Consider the following 14,722-nt stretch of genomic DNA (forward strand, 5'->3'; position numbering starts at 1 on the left):
CAGGCTTATTCCTGTGGAGTTATTATGAGCGATAAAATTATTCACCTGACTGACGACAGTTTTGACACGGATGTACTCAAAGCGGACGGAGCAATCCTCGTTGATTTCTGGGCAGAGTGGTGCGGTCCGTGCAAAATGATCGCTCCGATTCTGGATGAAATCGCTGACGAATATCAGGGCAAACTGACGGTTGCTAAATTGAACATTGACCAAAACCCAGGCACCGCGCCGAAGTATGGTATCCGTGGCATCCCGACCCTGTTGCTGTTTAAAAACGGCGAAGTTGCGGCGACAAAAGTCGGCGCGCTGTCCAAAGGTCAGTTGAAAGAATTCCTCGACGCTAATTTAGCGTAAGGAAGTCTCATGATCGGGCGACCATACTTCGAAATGATTCGGATGACTGGACGCCCGACTTGAGTCGTGCTAAGTTAGTGTTGACTTCGTATTAAACATACCTTATTAAGTTTGAATCTAGTTATATCCAATACTTCCCGTTGTTTCTCGCGCGAGAAGTGGACAGATTCCTGGCTTGTCACTCAATCCGTCTTGTCGTTTCAGTTCTGCGTACTTTCCTGTGACCAGACAGCGAACAGACATGAGTTGATGGCCGTAAACAGGCATGGATGACCCTGCCATACCATTCACAACATTAAGTTCGAGATTTACCCCAAGTTTAAGAACTCACACCATTATGAATCTTACCGAATTAAAGAATACGCCGGTTTCTGAGCTGATCACTCTCGGCGAAAATATGGGCCTTGAAAACCTGGCTCGTATGCGCAAGCAGGACATTATTTTTGCCATCCTGAAGCAGCACGCAAAGAGTGGCGAAGATATCTTTGGTGACGGTGTGCTGGAGATATTGCAGGATGGATTTGGTTTCCTCCGCTCTGCAGACAGCTCCTACCTCGCCGGTCCTGATGACATCTACGTTTCTCCCAGCCAAATCCGCCGTTTCAACCTCCGCACTGGTGATACCATTTCTGGTAAGATTCGCCCGCCGAAAGAAGGTGAACGCTACTTTGCGCTGTTGAAAGTTAACGAAGTTAACTACGACAAACCAGAAAACGCCCGTAACAAAATCCTCTTTGAGAACTTAACGCCGCTGCACGCAAACTCTCGTCTGCGTATGGAGCGTGGTAACGGTTCTACTGAAGATTTAACGGCACGTGTACTGGATTTGGCATCGCCGATCGGTCGTGGCCAACGTGGTCTGATTGTTGCTCCGCCGAAAGCGGGTAAAACCATGCTGCTGCAGAACATCGCGCAGAGCATTGCATACAATCATCCTGACTGCGTGTTGATGGTGCTGCTGATTGACGAACGTCCGGAAGAAGTTACCGAGATGCAGCGTCTGGTGAAAGGTGAAGTGGTTGCGTCTACCTTTGACGAACCTGCCTCCCGCCACGTTCAGGTTGCGGAAATGGTTATCGAGAAGGCGAAACGTCTGGTTGAACACAAGAAAGACGTTATCATTCTGCTTGACTCCATCACCCGTCTGGCACGTGCATATAACACCGTGGTTCCTGCTTCCGGTAAAGTACTGACCGGTGGTGTGGACGCCAACGCCCTGCATCGTCCGAAGCGTTTCTTTGGTGCTGCACGTAACGTGGAAGAGGGCGGTAGCCTGACCATCATCGCGACTGCGCTGATTGATACCGGCTCTAAAATGGATGAAGTTATCTACGAAGAGTTTAAAGGTACCGGCAACATGGAACTGCATCTCTCCCGTAAGATTGCTGAAAAACGCGTCTTCCCGGCTATCGACTACAACCGTTCCGGTACCCGTAAAGAAGAGCTGCTCACCACCCAGGAAGAGCTGCAGAAAATGTGGATCCTGCGCAAAATCATCCATCCTATGGGTGAAATCGACGCAATGGAATTCCTCATTAACAAACTGGCGATGACCAAGACCAATGACGACTTCTTCGATATGATGAAGCGTTCCTGATTCGGGCATCATCTGAAAACGCCACGTTTTTACGTGGCGTTTTGCTTTTACGATTCATCCTAATGTTTGGTCAGATAAAATTGTCATTATTATCGGCGTCATGGATTGTCACAATGTGCGGCATGACCGACAAGAGGTAGGAAGTGTAATGTTTTAGCTGCTCTCTTCAAGGGGGCGTCTTAACGCATTATACTTTAAGGAAATGATATATGCTGAGAACACATACACTGTGAATCTACTCGCTGCTTTCTCTGAGCTAGTTAGTATTTTTTTATTCACAACCATTTTTATTTTTTTGGCACGAAAAGTAGCCATAAAAATAGGTTTAGTGGATAAGCCAAACTTCCGCAAACGTCACCAAGGGATTATTCCGTTAGTGGGCGGGATTTCTGTGTTTGCCGGAATCAATTTCATGTTTGGCCTTTCGGATTATTACATTCCCCATGCCTCTTTATACCTCTTCTGTGCAGGTGTGCTGGTGTTTGTTGGCGCGCTTGACGATCGTTTTGACATCAGCGTAAAAATACGAGCAGTCGTTCAGGCGGCGATTGCTATTGTGATGATGGTAAAAGGTGAGCTTTATCTAAGTAGCCTGGGATATATTTTTGGCCCGTGGGAGTTGTTGTTGGGTCCCTTTGGTTATTTTCTCACCCTTTTTGCCGTCTGGGCGGCGATTAACGCCTTTAATATGGTTGATGGCATTGATGGCTTGTTAGGCGGGCTATCCAGCGTCTCATTCGCAGCGATGGGGTTTATCCTGTGGTTCGATGGCCAGACAAGCCTGGCAATCTGGTGTTTTGCCATGATCGCCGCCATTCTGCCTTACATCCTACTGAACCTGGGGATTCTCGGACGCCGCTATAAAGTCTTTATGGGCGATGCGGGGAGTACGCTGATTGGCTTTACGGTAATCTGGATCCTGCTGGAGACCACTCAAGGTAAAACGCATCCTATTAGCCCGGTCACGGCTCTGTGGATTATCGCCATTCCGTTAATGGATATGGTGGCGATCATGTATCGTCGTTTACGTAAAGGCATGAGTCCTTTCTCTGCAGATCGCCAGCATATTCATCATTTAGTGATGCGCGCCGGGTTTACTTCCAGACAGGCATTTGTTCTGATCACGTTGGCTGCAGCGATTCTGGCCTCTATCGGTGCACTGGCTGAATATTTTCGTTTAGTCCCTGAATGGGCCATGTTGGTGCTCTTTTTACTGGCATTTGGTCTTTACGGTTACTGTATTAAGCGAGCATGGAAGGTGGCGAGATTTATTAAGCGAGTTAAGCGCAGACTACGAAGGCACCGCGAAGGCAAACCAAACTTAACCAAGTAAATTGAGGATGCGATGACACAACCATTACCGGGGGAACACGCCGTGAGCGCAGAAAATGAACTGGATATCCGTGGGTTGTTTCGTGCTTTATGGGCAGGGAAAGTGTGGATTGTCGGCATGGCTCTCGCCTTCGCGTTAGTCGCTCTCGCCTATACGTTCTTTGCTCGTCAGGAGTGGAGTGCGACGGCGATTTCAGACAGGCCCACGGTCAATATGTTGGGCGGTTATTACTCTCAGCAGCAATTCTTGCGTAACCTGGACATCAAGGCCAGTCTTGCATCAGCGGATCAACCGTCAGTGATGGATGAAGCCTATAAAGAATTTATTATGCAGCTTGCCTCATGGGATACGCGCCGTGAATTCTGGCAGCAGACTGATTACTACAAGCAACGTATGGTGGGTAACAGCAAAGCCGATGCGGCGATGCTGGATGAACTGATCAATAACATTCAGTTTATGCCTGGCGATGCGGTTCGTAATACCAATGACAGCGTGAAGCTGATTGCCGAGACGGCACCCGATGCCAACAATCTGTTGCGTCAGTATGTTGCGTTTGCCAGTCAGCGTGCTGCGCGTCATCTGAACGACGAGTTAAAGGGAGCCTGGGCTGCGCGCACCGTGCAGATGAAGGCACAGGTTAAACGCCAGGAAGAAGTGGCGAAATCGATTTTCTCTCGCCGAGTCCACAACATTGAGCAGGCACTCAAAATTGCTGAACAGCATAATATTTCGCGTACTTCCACTGACGTTCCGGCTGAAGAATTACCTGATTCAGAACTGTTTTTGCTTGGACGCCCTATGCTGCAGGCGCGACTCGAAAACCTGCAATCTGTTGGTCCCGATTTCGATCTGGACTACTTCCAAAACCGAGCCATGCTTAACACACTGAACGTTGGGCCAACTCTGGATCCGCGTTTTCAGACCTATCGTTATTTGCGTACGCCGGAGGAACCGGTAAAACGTGACAGCCCTCGTCGTGCCTTCCTGATGATTATGTGGGGCATCGTTGGGGCTCTGATCGGTGCTGGTGTCGCGTTAACCCGTCGCCGCACGATTTAGCAATATCGTTGCAGTGAGGGGCTGGGCCCTCACTGCCAATCCGAAGAGAATCGATGTGAAAGTACTGACTGTATTTGGCACGCGACCGGAGGCCATAAAAATGGCACCTCTGGTTCATGCGTTGGCAAAAGATCCTGATTTTGAGGCAAAAGTTTGCGTCACGGCGCAGCATCGCGAGATGCTCGATCAGGTGTTGAACCTTTTTTCCATTGTACCTGACTACGATCTCAATATTATGCAGCCAGGTCAGGGACTAACAGAAATTACCTGCCGAATACTGGAAGGATTAAAGCCTATTCTGGCTGACTTTAAACCCGACGTTGTGTTGGTTCACGGCGATACCACGACCACCATTGCCACTAGCCTGGCCGCGTTCTATCAGCGTATTCCGGTAGGGCATGTGGAGGCGGGTTTACGTACAGGCGATCTCTACTCTCCCTGGCCGGAAGAGGCGAACCGTACGCTGACAGGGCATTTGGCGATGTATCATTTTGCGCCAACAGAAAACTCGCGCCAAAACCTGCTACGGGAAAATATTTCTGATAGCCGTATCTTCGTTACAGGTAATACGGTTATTGATTCGTTGATCTGGGTTCGTGACCGTGTACTGGGAAATGAGGTGCTGCGTACCGATCTGGCAGAACGTTATCCTTTCCTGGCTGTTGATAAAAAGATGATACTGGTGACCGGTCATCGTCGTGAAAGCTTCGGTCGCGGTTTTGAACGCATATGCCACGCGCTGGCGGAAATTGCTGCGGCCAATCAGAACGTACAGATTGTCTATCCGGTGCACCTGAATCCTAACGTTAGCGAACCGGTGAATCGCATTCTGGGTCACGTTGAAAACGTCATCCTGATTGAACCGCAGGATTACATGCCGTTTGTCTGGCTGATGAATCATGCCTGGCTGATCCTGACCGACTCCGGTGGGATTCAGGAAGAAGCCCCATCTTTGGGGAAACCGGTACTGGTGATGCGCGAAACGACGGAACGTCCGGAAGCGATTACTGCAGGTACAGTACGTCTGGTAGGGACAGACCCGCAGCGTATTGTCGAAGAAGTCACGCGTTTGCTGCATGACGATAATGAATATCAGACCATGAGCCGCGCCCATAATCCGTATGGTGACGGGCAGGCATGTGGCCGCATTTTACACGCGTTAAAAAATAATCGGATATCGCTATGAGTTTTACGACCATTTCTGTCATTGGGCTGGGTTATATCGGACTGCCGACGGCGGCTGCCTTTGCTTCCCGTCAAAAGCATGTGATTGGCGTAGATGTAAATCAACACGCGGTGGATACCATTAATCGCGGTGAAATTCATATCGTTGAGCCAGATTTGGGCGCCGTGGTGAAAACGGCGGTCGAAAATGGATTTCTGCGTGCGACCACAACCCCTGTAGATGCGGATGCCTTTCTGATTGCTGTGCCTACTCCGTTTAAGGGGGAGCACGAACCCGATATGGTTTATGTGGAAGCCGCAACCAAGTCTCTTGCTCCGGTGCTGAAAAAAGGCGCGTTGGTGATCCTTGAATCGACGTCGCCTGTCGGGGCTACCGAACAGATGGCCACATGGCTGGCTGAAATGCGTCCTGATTTGACTTTCCCGCAGCAGGTCGGTGAACAGGCTGACGTTAACATTGCTTATTGTCCAGAACGCGTGCTGCCGGGCCAGGTGATGGTTGAACTGATTAAAAACGACCGCGTGATTGGGGGAATGACCTCCGTCTGTTCCGCGCGTGCTAGCGAACTGTACAACATTTTCCTTGAGGGTGAATGTGTCGTGACCAACGCGCGCACTGCGGAAATGTGCAAGCTGACTGAAAATAGTTTCCGCGACGTCAATATCGCCTTCGCTAATGAGTTGTCGCTGATTTGCGCCGATCAGGGGATCAACGTCTGGGAACTGATTCGCCTGGCAAATCGCCATCCGCGCGTGAATATTTTGCAACCGGGTCCGGGTGTTGGCGGGCACTGTATCGCGGTTGATCCGTGGTTTATCGTGGCGCAGAACCCGCAGCAGGCGAAATTGATTCGCACCGCGCGTGAGGTAAACGACGGTAAGCCTCATTGGGTGGTCGATCGGGTAAAAGCTGCCGTGGCCGACTGTCTGGCGGATACCAATAAACGGGCCAGCGAAGTGAAAATTGCCTGTTTTGGTCTGGCATTTAAACCGAATATCGATGATTTACGTGAAAGCCCGGCGATGGGAATTGCGCAAAGTATCGCGCATTGGCACAAAGGCGAAACATTGGTGGTGGAACCGAATATCCATCAACTGCCGAAAAAACTGGACGGTCTGTGCCAACTGGCAACGCTGGACGATGCCCTGGGAAGTGCCGATGTACTGGTCTTGCTTGTCGACCACAATGAATTTAAAGCCATTAAAGGCGATGCGGTTCACCAGCAATATGTCGTTGATACCAAAGGGGTCTGGCGGTGAAAATCCGCGCCAGTATTGAGCCGCTTAGCTGGGAAAATACGTTCTTTGGCGTGCATAGCGCTATTGTGCGTTTTGACCAACACGCGTCGGTTCTGACTGCGGATGCGTTGCAGCCCTGGTCGCGGGTACAGGCAAAAATACCTGCCGCCAATACCCAAGCATTAGATGCCCTGCAACAAATGGGCTTCTCACTGGTTGAAGGTGAAGTGGATTTTGTGCTGCCAGTGACGTGTGCGCATGGTGACCCCGGTGCGCAGGTCGCACAAACTACGGATATCCCTGCATTACGCCATCTGGCAGGACAGGCGTTCGCGCAAAGTCGTTTTCGCGCCCCGTGGTATGCCGCAGATGCCAGCGCGCGTTTTTATGCGCAGTGGATTGAAAACGCGGTGCTGGGGACGTTCGATCATCAATGCCTCGTTTTTCGTACACCAACAGGTGAGATTCGTGGCTATGTCTCGCTGCGTGAACTGAATGCGACCGAGGCGCGAATTGGCCTGCTAGCCGGGCGTGGGGCGGGAGCAGAACTGATGCAGGCCGCGCTTTGCTGGGCGCAGGCTCACGGTAAAACAGCACTGCGTGTGGCGACCCAAATGGGCAATACCGCCGCGCTTAAACGTTATATACACAGTGGTGCGAATGTGGAAAGCACCGCGTATTGGTTATACAGGTGACACGATGATTCCATTTAACGCACCGCCGGTGGTGGGCACTGAACTCGATTACATGCAGTCTGCGATGAACAGCGGCAAACTGTGTGGCGATGGCGGTTTTACCCGTCGCTGCCAGCAGTGGCTGGAACAGCATTTTGGCAGCGAGAAAGTATTGCTGACGCCTTCCTGCACCGCATCGCTTGAGATGGCGGCATTGCTGCTGGATATCCAGCCTGGCGACGAAGTCATTATGCCAAGCTATACGTTTGTATCCACGGCCAATGCTTTCGTGCTGCGAGGCGCGAAAATTGTCTTTGTTGATATCCGCCCGGATACCATGAACATTGACGAAACGCTGATTGAAGCGGCGATCACCGACAAAACCCGCGCGATTGTGCCGGTGCATTACGCGGGTGTGGCCTGCGAAATGGATACTATTATGGCGCTGGCGACCAAACATAACCTGTTTGTGGTGGAAGATGCGGCCCAGGGCGTTATGTCGACTTACAAAGGTCGGGCGCTGGGGACGATTGGTCACATCGGTTGCTTTAGCTTTCATGAGACCAAAAACTATACCGCAGGTGGTGAAGGCGGCGCGACGCTGATTAATGATAAAAAATTAGTCGAACGTGCAGAGATCATCCGTGAAAAAGGGACAAACCGCAGCCAGTTTTTCCGTGGCCAGGTAGATAAATATACCTGGCGTGATATCGGCTCCAGCTATTTGATGTCCGATCTACAGGCCGCTTATCTGTGGGCGCAACTGGAAGCAGCGGACCGCATTAACCAGCAGCGTCTGACTCTGTGGCAGAACTACTATGATGCTCTTGAACCGCTGGCGCGTGCCGGACGTATCGAGCTGCCTTCTGTACCGGAAGACTGCGTGCAAAACGCCCATATGTTTTACATCAAGCTGCGCGATATCGACGATCGCACGGCGTTGATTAACTTCCTGAAAGAAGCTGAAATTATGGCGGTGTTCCACTATATCCCGCTGCATGATTGCCCGGCTGGCGACAAATTCGGCGTATTTGCCGGTGTTGATCGTTACACCACCAAAGAGAGCGAGCGTTTGCTGCGTTTACCGCTGTTCTACAACCTGTCGCCGGTCAACCAGCGAACGGTAATTTCGACCTTACTCAACTACTTCGCCTGAAATGTCGCTTGCTAAAGCGTCCTTATGGACGGCAGCCAGTACGCTGGTAAAAATTGGTGCGGGTTTGCTGGTCGTGAAGCTGCTGGCGGTGTCGTTTGGCCCGGCAGGCGTGGGGCAGGCGGGTAACTTCCGCCAGATGGTCACCGTGCTTGGTGTCCTGGCGGGGGCCGGCATTTTCAACGGCGTCACGAAATATGTTGCGCAGCACCATGACGATCCGAACCGGCTCCGCAAGGTCGTCGGTACATCTTCCGCGATGGTGCTGGGATTCTCTACGCTGATGGCGGTGATTTTTCTGCTGGCGGCCGCACCAATCAGTCAGGGATTGTTTGGTCATACTCATTATCAGGGGCTGGTAAGACTGGTTGCGCTGGTGCAGATGGGCATTGCCTGGGCGAATCTGCTGCTGGCGTTGATGAAGGGGTTTCGCGATGCGGCGGGTAACGCGCTGTCGCTGATTGTGGGTAGTCTGGTGGGCGTAGTTGCTTATTATGGCTGTTATCGCCTGGGAGGGTATGAAGGCGCTTTGCTGGGTCTGGCGTTAGTGCCCGCGTTGGTCGTTATCCCTGCCGCTATTATGCTGATTAAGCGCGGGGCGATTCCTCTGCATTACCTGAAACCCTCGTGGGATAACGGTCTGGCTGGACAGCTAAGCAAGTTTACGCTGATGGCGCTGATTACCTCCGTAACGTTGCCTGTGGCATACGTGATGATGCGAAACCTGCTGGCGGCGCAGTACAGTTGGGATGATGTGGGGATTTGGCAGGGGGTAAGCAGTATCTCTGATGCTTATCTGCAATTCATTACCGCTTCATTCAGCGTTTACTTGCTGCCGACGTTGTCGCGACTGACTGAAAAGCGCGACATTACGCGCGAGGTGGTTAAGTCGCTGAAGTTCGTGTTACCTGCAGTTGCCGCTGCGAGCTTTACCGTTTGGCTACTGCGTGACTTTGCTATCTGGCTGCTTTTCTCCGCAAAATTCACCGCCATGCGCGATCTGTTTGCCTGGCAACTGGTTGGCGATGTACTAAAAGTTGGGGCGTATGTCTTTGGGTATCTGGTGATCGCGAAAGCATCACTGCGGTTTTATATTTTGGCTGAAATTAGCCAGTTCATGTTATTGACGGTGTTTGCTCACTGGCTGATCCCTGCACATGGTGCGCTGGGAGCGGCACAGGCTTATATGGCAACGTACATCGTCTATTTTTCTCTTTGTTGTGGCGTGTTTTTACTCTGGCGTAGGCGGGCATGACTGTACTGATTCACGTTCTGGGATCGGATATCCCTCACCATAACCAAACCGTGCTACGGTTTTTCAACGACTCGCTTGCCGCGACGAGCGAGCACGCGCGCACGTTTATGGTTGCCGGTCAGGATGCGGGATTCAGTGAGAGCTGCCCGGCGTTATCGCTGAGTTTCTACAGTGGGAAAAAATCGTTAGCCGAAGCAGTTATTGCGAAAGCAAAAGCGAATCGCCAACAGCGATTCTTCTTCCACGGTCAGTTCAACACCAGCCTGTGGTTGGCGCTGCTGAGCGGGGGAATTAAACCGACGCAGTTTTACTGGCATATCTGGGGTGCTGATTTATACGAAGTCTCCAGTGGGCTGAAATTCCGCCTGTTTTACCCGATTCGCCGCATGGCGCAGAACCGCGTGGGCTGCGTATTTGCCACGCGGGGCGATTTACGTTATTTCGCCGAGCAGCATCCGCATGTACGGGGTGAGTTGCTCTATTTCCCAACGCGAATGGATCCTTCACTCAATAACATGAGCAATGATTGTCAGCGCAGCGGCAAGATGACGGTGCTGGTTGGCAACTCTGGCGATTGCAGCAATGAGCATGTTGCCGCGCTGCGTGCTGTCCATCAGCAGTTCGGCGACACGGTGAACGTGATTGTGCCGATGGGTTACCCCGCCAATAATGATGCCTATATCGACGAGGTTCGCCAGGCCGGTATGGCATTATTTAGCGCTGATAATCTGCAAATTTTAAGTGAAAAGCTGGAATTTGATGCCTATCTAACATTATTGCGGCAATGCGATTTGGGTTACTTTATTTTTGCCCGGCAGCAGGGGATCGGTACCCTGTGTTTGCTGATCCAGGCGGGTATCCCGTGCGTGCTCAACCGTGAAAATCCCTTCTGGCAGGATATGGTGGAACAGAATCTTCCAGTGTTATTTACCACGGATGATCTCAATGAAGGCGTCGTACGTGAAGCGCAGCGCCAGTTGGCATCGGTAGATAAAAACACGATTACCTTCTTTATCCCGAATTATCTGCAGCCGTGGTATAACGCGCTGCGCATTGCTTCAGGAGAAACCGTATGAGCCTGATGCAATTCAGCGGTCTGCTGGTAGTCTGGCTGCTCTCTACCTTATTTATCGCCACGCTGACCTGGTTTGAGTTCCGCCGCGTACGTTTTAACTTCAATGTTTTCTTCTCATTGTTGTTCTTGCTGACGTTCTTCTTCGGATTCCCGTTAACCAGCATCCTGGTGTTCCGCTTTGATGTGGCAGTGGCTCCGCCGGAGATCCTGCTGCAGGCCTTGCTGTCAGCAGCCTGTTTCTATGCCGTCTACTACGTGACGTATAAAACGCGATTGCGTAAGCGAGTAGAGGGTAAGCCGCGCAGGCCGCTGTTTACCATCAATCGCGTTGAAGCCCATTTGACCTGGGTTATCCTGATGGCGATTGCGCTGGTGAGCGTGGGCGTCTTCTTTATGCACAACGGATTCCTGCTGTTCAGACTGCAATCCTATAGCCAGATTTTTTCCAGCGAAGTCTCTGGGGTCGCTCTGAAGCGTTTCTTCTACTTCTTCATTCCGGCCATGCTGGTGGTTTATTTCCTGCGTCAGGACAGCAGAGCGTGGTTGTTCTTCCTGGTGAGCACCGTCGCGTTTGGTTTGCTGACCTATATGATTGTGGGCGGGACGCGCGCCAATATCATCATTGCGTTTGCCATCTTCTTGTTTATCGGCATTATTCGCGGCTGGATTTCGCTGTGGATGTTGGTCGCCGCAGGCGTGCTGGGTATTGTCGGGATGTTCTGGCTGGCCTTGAAGCGCTACGGAATGAGCGTTAGCGGCGATGAGGCGTTCTATACGTTCCTGTACCTTACGCGCGACACCTTCTCGCCGTGGGAGAACCTGGCGCTGTTGCTGCAGAATTACCACAATATTGAGTTCCAGGGGCTGGCACCGATAGTCCGTGACTTCTATGTCTTTATCCCTTCCTGGCTGTGGCCTGGGCGGCCGAGTATTGTACTCAACTCAGCGAACTACTTTACCTGGGAAGTGTTGAACAACCACTCGGGACTGGCGATTTCGCCGACGTTAATTGGTTCACTGGTGGTGATGGGCGGGGCGCTTTTTATACCATTAGGCGCGATTGTCGTTGGACTCATTATCAAGTGGTTCGACTGGCTGTATGAGCTAGGTAACCAAGAAACCAATCGCTATAAGGCGGCGATTTTGCACAGTTTCTGTTTTGGCGCCATTTTCAATATGATCGTGTTGGCACGTGAAGGGCTGGATTCGTTTGTCTCGCGAGTAGTCTTTTTCCTCGTGATTTTTGGCGTTTGCCTACTGATGGCAAAACTGCTGTTTTGGCTATTCGATAGCGCAGGACTCATCCATAAACGAATCAAGTCGCTGCCCCGGACACAAATTGAAGGATCGTAATGACAGATAACATAACTGCGCCGCTGTATTCGCTGCGCGGATTACAACTGATTGGCTGGCGCGATATGCAACATGCGCTGAATTACCTGTTTGCCGAAGGACACCTCAGGTCAGGAACGCTGGTGGCTATCAACGCTGAGAAAATGCTGACAGCAGAAGATAATCCTGAAGTGAGGGAGCTGATCAACGCCGCGGAGTTCAAATATGCGGATGGGATTAGCGTGGTGCGTTCGGTGCGCAAAAAATTCCCACAGGCGCAGGTTTCACGTGTGGCCGGTGCTGACCTTTGGGAAGCGCTGATGGCGCGAGCCGGGCAAAACGGAACGCCTGTTTTCCTGGTTGGTGGCAAGCCTGAAGTTCTGGCGCAAACAGAAGCAAAACTACGTGCACAGTGGCGTGTGAACATTGTGGGTAGCCAGGATGGTTATTTTACCCCAGAGCAGCGTCAGGCGTTATTTGAGCGTATTCACGCCAGCGGCGCGCAAATTGTGACGGTGGCGATGGGTTCGCCGAAACAAGAGATCTTTATGCGTGATTGCCGCAAGACTCACCCCGACGCGCTGTATATGGGCGTGGGCGGCACCTACGACGTCTTTACCGGTCACGTTAAGCGTGCGCCTAAAATCTGGCAAAATCTGGGGCTGGAGTGGCTGTATCGCTTATTGTCGCAACCGAGCCGTATTACTCGACAACTTCGCTTATTACGCTATCTACGCTGGCACTATACCGGCAACCTCTGACGCCCTCTCTCCTCTGATAAGTAGCGTGATCTGCTAATTACGCTACTTATTCACAACATAATCGCTGCTTTCTCGCACAATATATTCATTTTTTGAATGCTTTAATTGCCATTTAAGCGATTTTAGGAAACCATTCGCAACAATCATTTCAGTGCCGTGGAGTTTTGACGCCAACTGCTAAGCGGTCGGTGTCGTATAGCCTGTTATGACATAACAAGATGTACCCATAACGAGAACCGGTAATACCGGACAGCATGCAAACACAACAAGAGGATTTATGGCCGAGAACAAACCTGAGCTACAGCGTGGGCTGGAGGCTCGTCACATCGAATTAATTGCCCTCGGGGGCACTATTGGCGTCGGGCTGTTTATGGGGGCCGCCAGTACCCTGAAATGGGCGGGACCTTCGGTTCTGCTGGCGTATATCGTCGCTGGGCTGTTCGTATTTTTCATTATGCGTTCTATGGGGGAGATGTTATTCCTCGAGCCGGTTGCCGGTTCATTCGCTGTTTACGCTCACCGTTATATGAGCCCCTTCTTTGGCTATCTCACCGCCTGGTCATACTGGTTTATGTGGATGGCGGTGGGGATCTCAGAGATTACCGCCATCGGGGTGTACGTCCAGTTCTGGTTCCCGGAAATGGCGCAATGGATACCCGCACTGATCGCGGTCGGACTGGTTGCATTGGCGAACCTCGCCGCAGTTCGCTTGTATGGTGAAATTGAGTTCTGGTTTGCCATGATCAAAGTGACCACCATCATTGTGATGATCGTCATTGGGTTAGGGGTGATTTTCTTCGGTTTTGGTAATGGCGGTCAGGCGATCGGCTTTGGCAACCTGACCGAACACGGCGGTTTCTTTGCCGGTGGTTGGAAGGGCTTCCTGACAGCATTGTGTATTGTCGTGGCTTCTTACCAGGGCGTGGAGCTGATTGGCATTACTGCAGGTGAAGCGAAGAACCCACAGGTCACGCTGCGTAGCGCGGTAGGTAAAGTGCTGTGGCGTATCCTGATTTTCTACGTTGGCGCAATTTTTGTTATCGTCACTATTTTCCCGTGGAACGAGATTGGCAGCAACGGCAGTCCGTTTGTTCTCACCTTTGCCAAGATTGGTATTACCGCCGCGGCGGGGATTATTAACTTTGTGGTCCTGACGGCGGCGCTGTCGGGTTGTAACAGTGGCATGTACAGCTGTGGGCGTATGCTCTACGCGCTGGCCAAGAATCGCCAGCTCCCCGCCGCTGTTGGGAAAGTTTCTCGCCATGGCGTACCGGTTGCCGGCGTGGCCATTTCTATCGCGATCCTGCTGATTGGTTCGTGCCTGAACTACATCATTCCCAATCCGCAGCGCGTGTTTGTTTATGTCTATAGCGCCAGCGTGTTGCCGGGGATGGTGCCGTGGTTTGTGATCCTGATAAGCCAGCTGCGTTTCCGTCAGGCGCATAAAGCGGCGATTGCCAGTCATCCATTCCGCTCCATTCTGTTCCCGTGGGCGAATTATTTGACGATGGCGTTCCTGATTTGCGTATTAATTGGCATGTACTTTAATGAAGATACCCGAATGTCGCTTTTTGTTGGCATGGGTTTCTTGTTGGCCGTGACGTTCATTTATAAGGTTTTTGGTCTGAATCGTCATGGCACAGCCCATAAATTGCGGGAATAAGCGACAAAACGCACAAACCATGACCAAACGATAATTTATTTT

General features: G+C 51.5%; 14 protein-coding genes. All 14 read left to right on the top strand.

Annotated elements, in window-relative coordinates; genetic code table 11:
• Positions 1-24 precede the first annotated feature (24 nt).
• The 14 genes from trxA to WN16_RS03815 all read left to right on the top strand — a co-directional run bounded on the left by trxA (position 25) and on the right by WN16_RS03815 (position 14,680).
• Positions 25-354: a thioredoxin TrxA gene (gene trxA / locus WN16_RS03750; protein ID WP_001280776.1), complete on the top strand. Its 330-nt coding sequence runs from the start codon at positions 25-27 to the stop codon at positions 352-354.
• A gap of 130 nt (positions 355-484) precedes the next feature.
• Positions 485-604, top strand: a complete 120-nt coding sequence (locus tag WN16_RS03755; RefSeq protein ID WP_049259789.1) for a rho operon leader peptide — start codon at positions 485-487, stop codon at positions 602-604.
• A gap of 87 nt (positions 605-691) precedes the next feature.
• Positions 692-1,951 (top strand): transcription termination factor Rho, encoded by a 1,260-nt coding sequence (rho, locus tag WN16_RS03760; RefSeq protein ID WP_002437993.1) that lies wholly within the window; start codon positions 692-694, stop codon positions 1,949-1,951.
• Positions 1,952-2,180: 229 nt separating this feature from the next.
• Positions 2,181-3,284, top strand: coding sequence for a UDP-N-acetylglucosamine--undecaprenyl-phosphate N-acetylglucosaminephosphotransferase (gene wecA / locus WN16_RS03765; RefSeq protein WP_003844616.1), 1,104 nt, complete (start codon positions 2,181-2,183; stop codon positions 3,282-3,284).
• Positions 3,285-3,296: 12 nt separating this feature from the next.
• Complete coding sequence (gene wzzE, locus WN16_RS03770) at positions 3,297-4,343, top strand: ECA polysaccharide chain length modulation protein (protein WP_003844617.1); 1,047 nt, start codon at positions 3,297-3,299, stop codon at positions 4,341-4,343.
• A gap of 55 nt (positions 4,344-4,398) precedes the next feature.
• Entirely contained in the window at positions 4,399-5,529 is a 1,131-nt protein-coding gene (wecB, locus tag WN16_RS03775; RefSeq protein WP_032948215.1) for a UDP-N-acetylglucosamine 2-epimerase (non-hydrolyzing), read from the top strand.
• Positions 5,526-6,788: a UDP-N-acetyl-D-mannosamine dehydrogenase gene (gene wecC, locus WN16_RS03780; RefSeq protein ID WP_016151230.1), complete on the top strand. Its 1,263-nt coding sequence runs from the start codon at positions 5,526-5,528 to the stop codon at positions 6,786-6,788. Before wecB ends, wecC begins: the two co-directional genes overlap by 4 nt.
• A complete protein-coding gene (gene rffC, locus WN16_RS03785) occupies positions 6,785-7,462 on the top strand; it encodes a dTDP-4-amino-4,6-dideoxy-D-galactose acyltransferase (RefSeq protein WP_032938460.1) in 678 nt (225 codons plus the stop codon). Before wecC ends, rffC begins: the two co-directional genes overlap by 4 nt.
• A 4-nt stretch (positions 7,463-7,466) precedes the next feature.
• Positions 7,467-8,597 carry a dTDP-4-amino-4,6-dideoxygalactose transaminase gene (rffA, locus tag WN16_RS03790; RefSeq protein ID WP_044702221.1) on the top strand — a complete coding sequence of 377 codons (1,131 nt, stop codon included), beginning with the start codon at positions 7,467-7,469 and terminating at the stop codon, positions 8,595-8,597.
• A 1-nt stretch (position 8,598) separates the two neighbouring features.
• The gene (gene wzxE / locus WN16_RS03795) at positions 8,599-9,849 is read left to right on the top strand and encodes a lipid III flippase WzxE (RefSeq protein WP_032938464.1); all 1,251 of its coding nucleotides are present in this window, start codon (positions 8,599-8,601) and stop codon (positions 9,847-9,849) included.
• On the top strand, positions 9,846-10,925 hold the full coding sequence (locus tag WN16_RS03800; protein ID WP_044702223.1) for a TDP-N-acetylfucosamine:lipid II N-acetylfucosaminyltransferase: 1,080 nt from the start codon (positions 9,846-9,848) through the stop codon (positions 10,923-10,925). The genes wzxE and WN16_RS03800 overlap by 4 nt, the downstream gene beginning before the upstream one ends.
• Positions 10,922-12,277 (top strand): ECA oligosaccharide polymerase, encoded by a 1,356-nt coding sequence (wzyE, locus tag WN16_RS03805; protein ID WP_044702225.1) that lies wholly within the window; start codon positions 10,922-10,924, stop codon positions 12,275-12,277. The genes WN16_RS03800 and wzyE overlap by 4 nt, the downstream gene beginning before the upstream one ends.
• The gene (gene wecG, locus WN16_RS03810; protein WP_044702228.1) at positions 12,277-13,017 is read left to right on the top strand and encodes a lipopolysaccharide N-acetylmannosaminouronosyltransferase; all 741 of its coding nucleotides are present in this window, start codon (positions 12,277-12,279) and stop codon (positions 13,015-13,017) included. Before wzyE ends, wecG begins: the two co-directional genes overlap by 1 nt.
• A 277-nt stretch (positions 13,018-13,294) precedes the next feature.
• Positions 13,295-14,680: an amino acid permease gene (locus WN16_RS03815; protein ID WP_003017961.1), complete on the top strand. Its 1,386-nt coding sequence runs from the start codon at positions 13,295-13,297 to the stop codon at positions 14,678-14,680.
• Positions 14,681-14,722 lie beyond the last annotated feature (42 nt).

Source organism: Citrobacter sp. ABFQG, from assembly GCF_004322975.1.
Classification (GTDB): Bacteria; Pseudomonadota; Gammaproteobacteria; order Enterobacterales; family Enterobacteriaceae; genus Citrobacter; species Citrobacter freundii.

Bases quoted from the DNA above. Each gene is read 5' to 3' on its own strand.
- trxA (WP_001280776.1), top strand. From the start codon at position 25: ATGAGCGATAAAATTATTCACCTGACTGACGACAGTTTTGACACGGAT.
- rho (WP_002437993.1), top strand. From the start codon at position 692: ATGAATCTTACCGAATTAAAGAATACGCCGGTTTCTGAGCTGATCACT.
- wzzE (WP_003844617.1), top strand. From the start codon at position 3,297: ATGACACAACCATTACCGGGGGAACACGCCGTGAGCGCAGAAAATGAA.
- wecC (WP_016151230.1), top strand. From the start codon at position 5,526: ATGAGTTTTACGACCATTTCTGTCATTGGGCTGGGTTATATCGGACTG.
- rffA (WP_044702221.1), top strand. From the start codon at position 7,467: ATGATTCCATTTAACGCACCGCCGGTGGTGGGCACTGAACTCGATTAC.
- wzxE (WP_032938464.1), top strand. From the start codon at position 8,599: ATGTCGCTTGCTAAAGCGTCCTTATGGACGGCAGCCAGTACGCTGGTA.
- WN16_RS03800 (WP_044702223.1), top strand. From the start codon at position 9,846: ATGACTGTACTGATTCACGTTCTGGGATCGGATATCCCTCACCATAAC.
- wzyE (WP_044702225.1), top strand. From the start codon at position 10,922: ATGAGCCTGATGCAATTCAGCGGTCTGCTGGTAGTCTGGCTGCTCTCT.
- wecG (WP_044702228.1), top strand. From the start codon at position 12,277: ATGACAGATAACATAACTGCGCCGCTGTATTCGCTGCGCGGATTACAA.
- WN16_RS03815 (WP_003017961.1), top strand. From the start codon at position 13,295: ATGGCCGAGAACAAACCTGAGCTACAGCGTGGGCTGGAGGCTCGTCAC.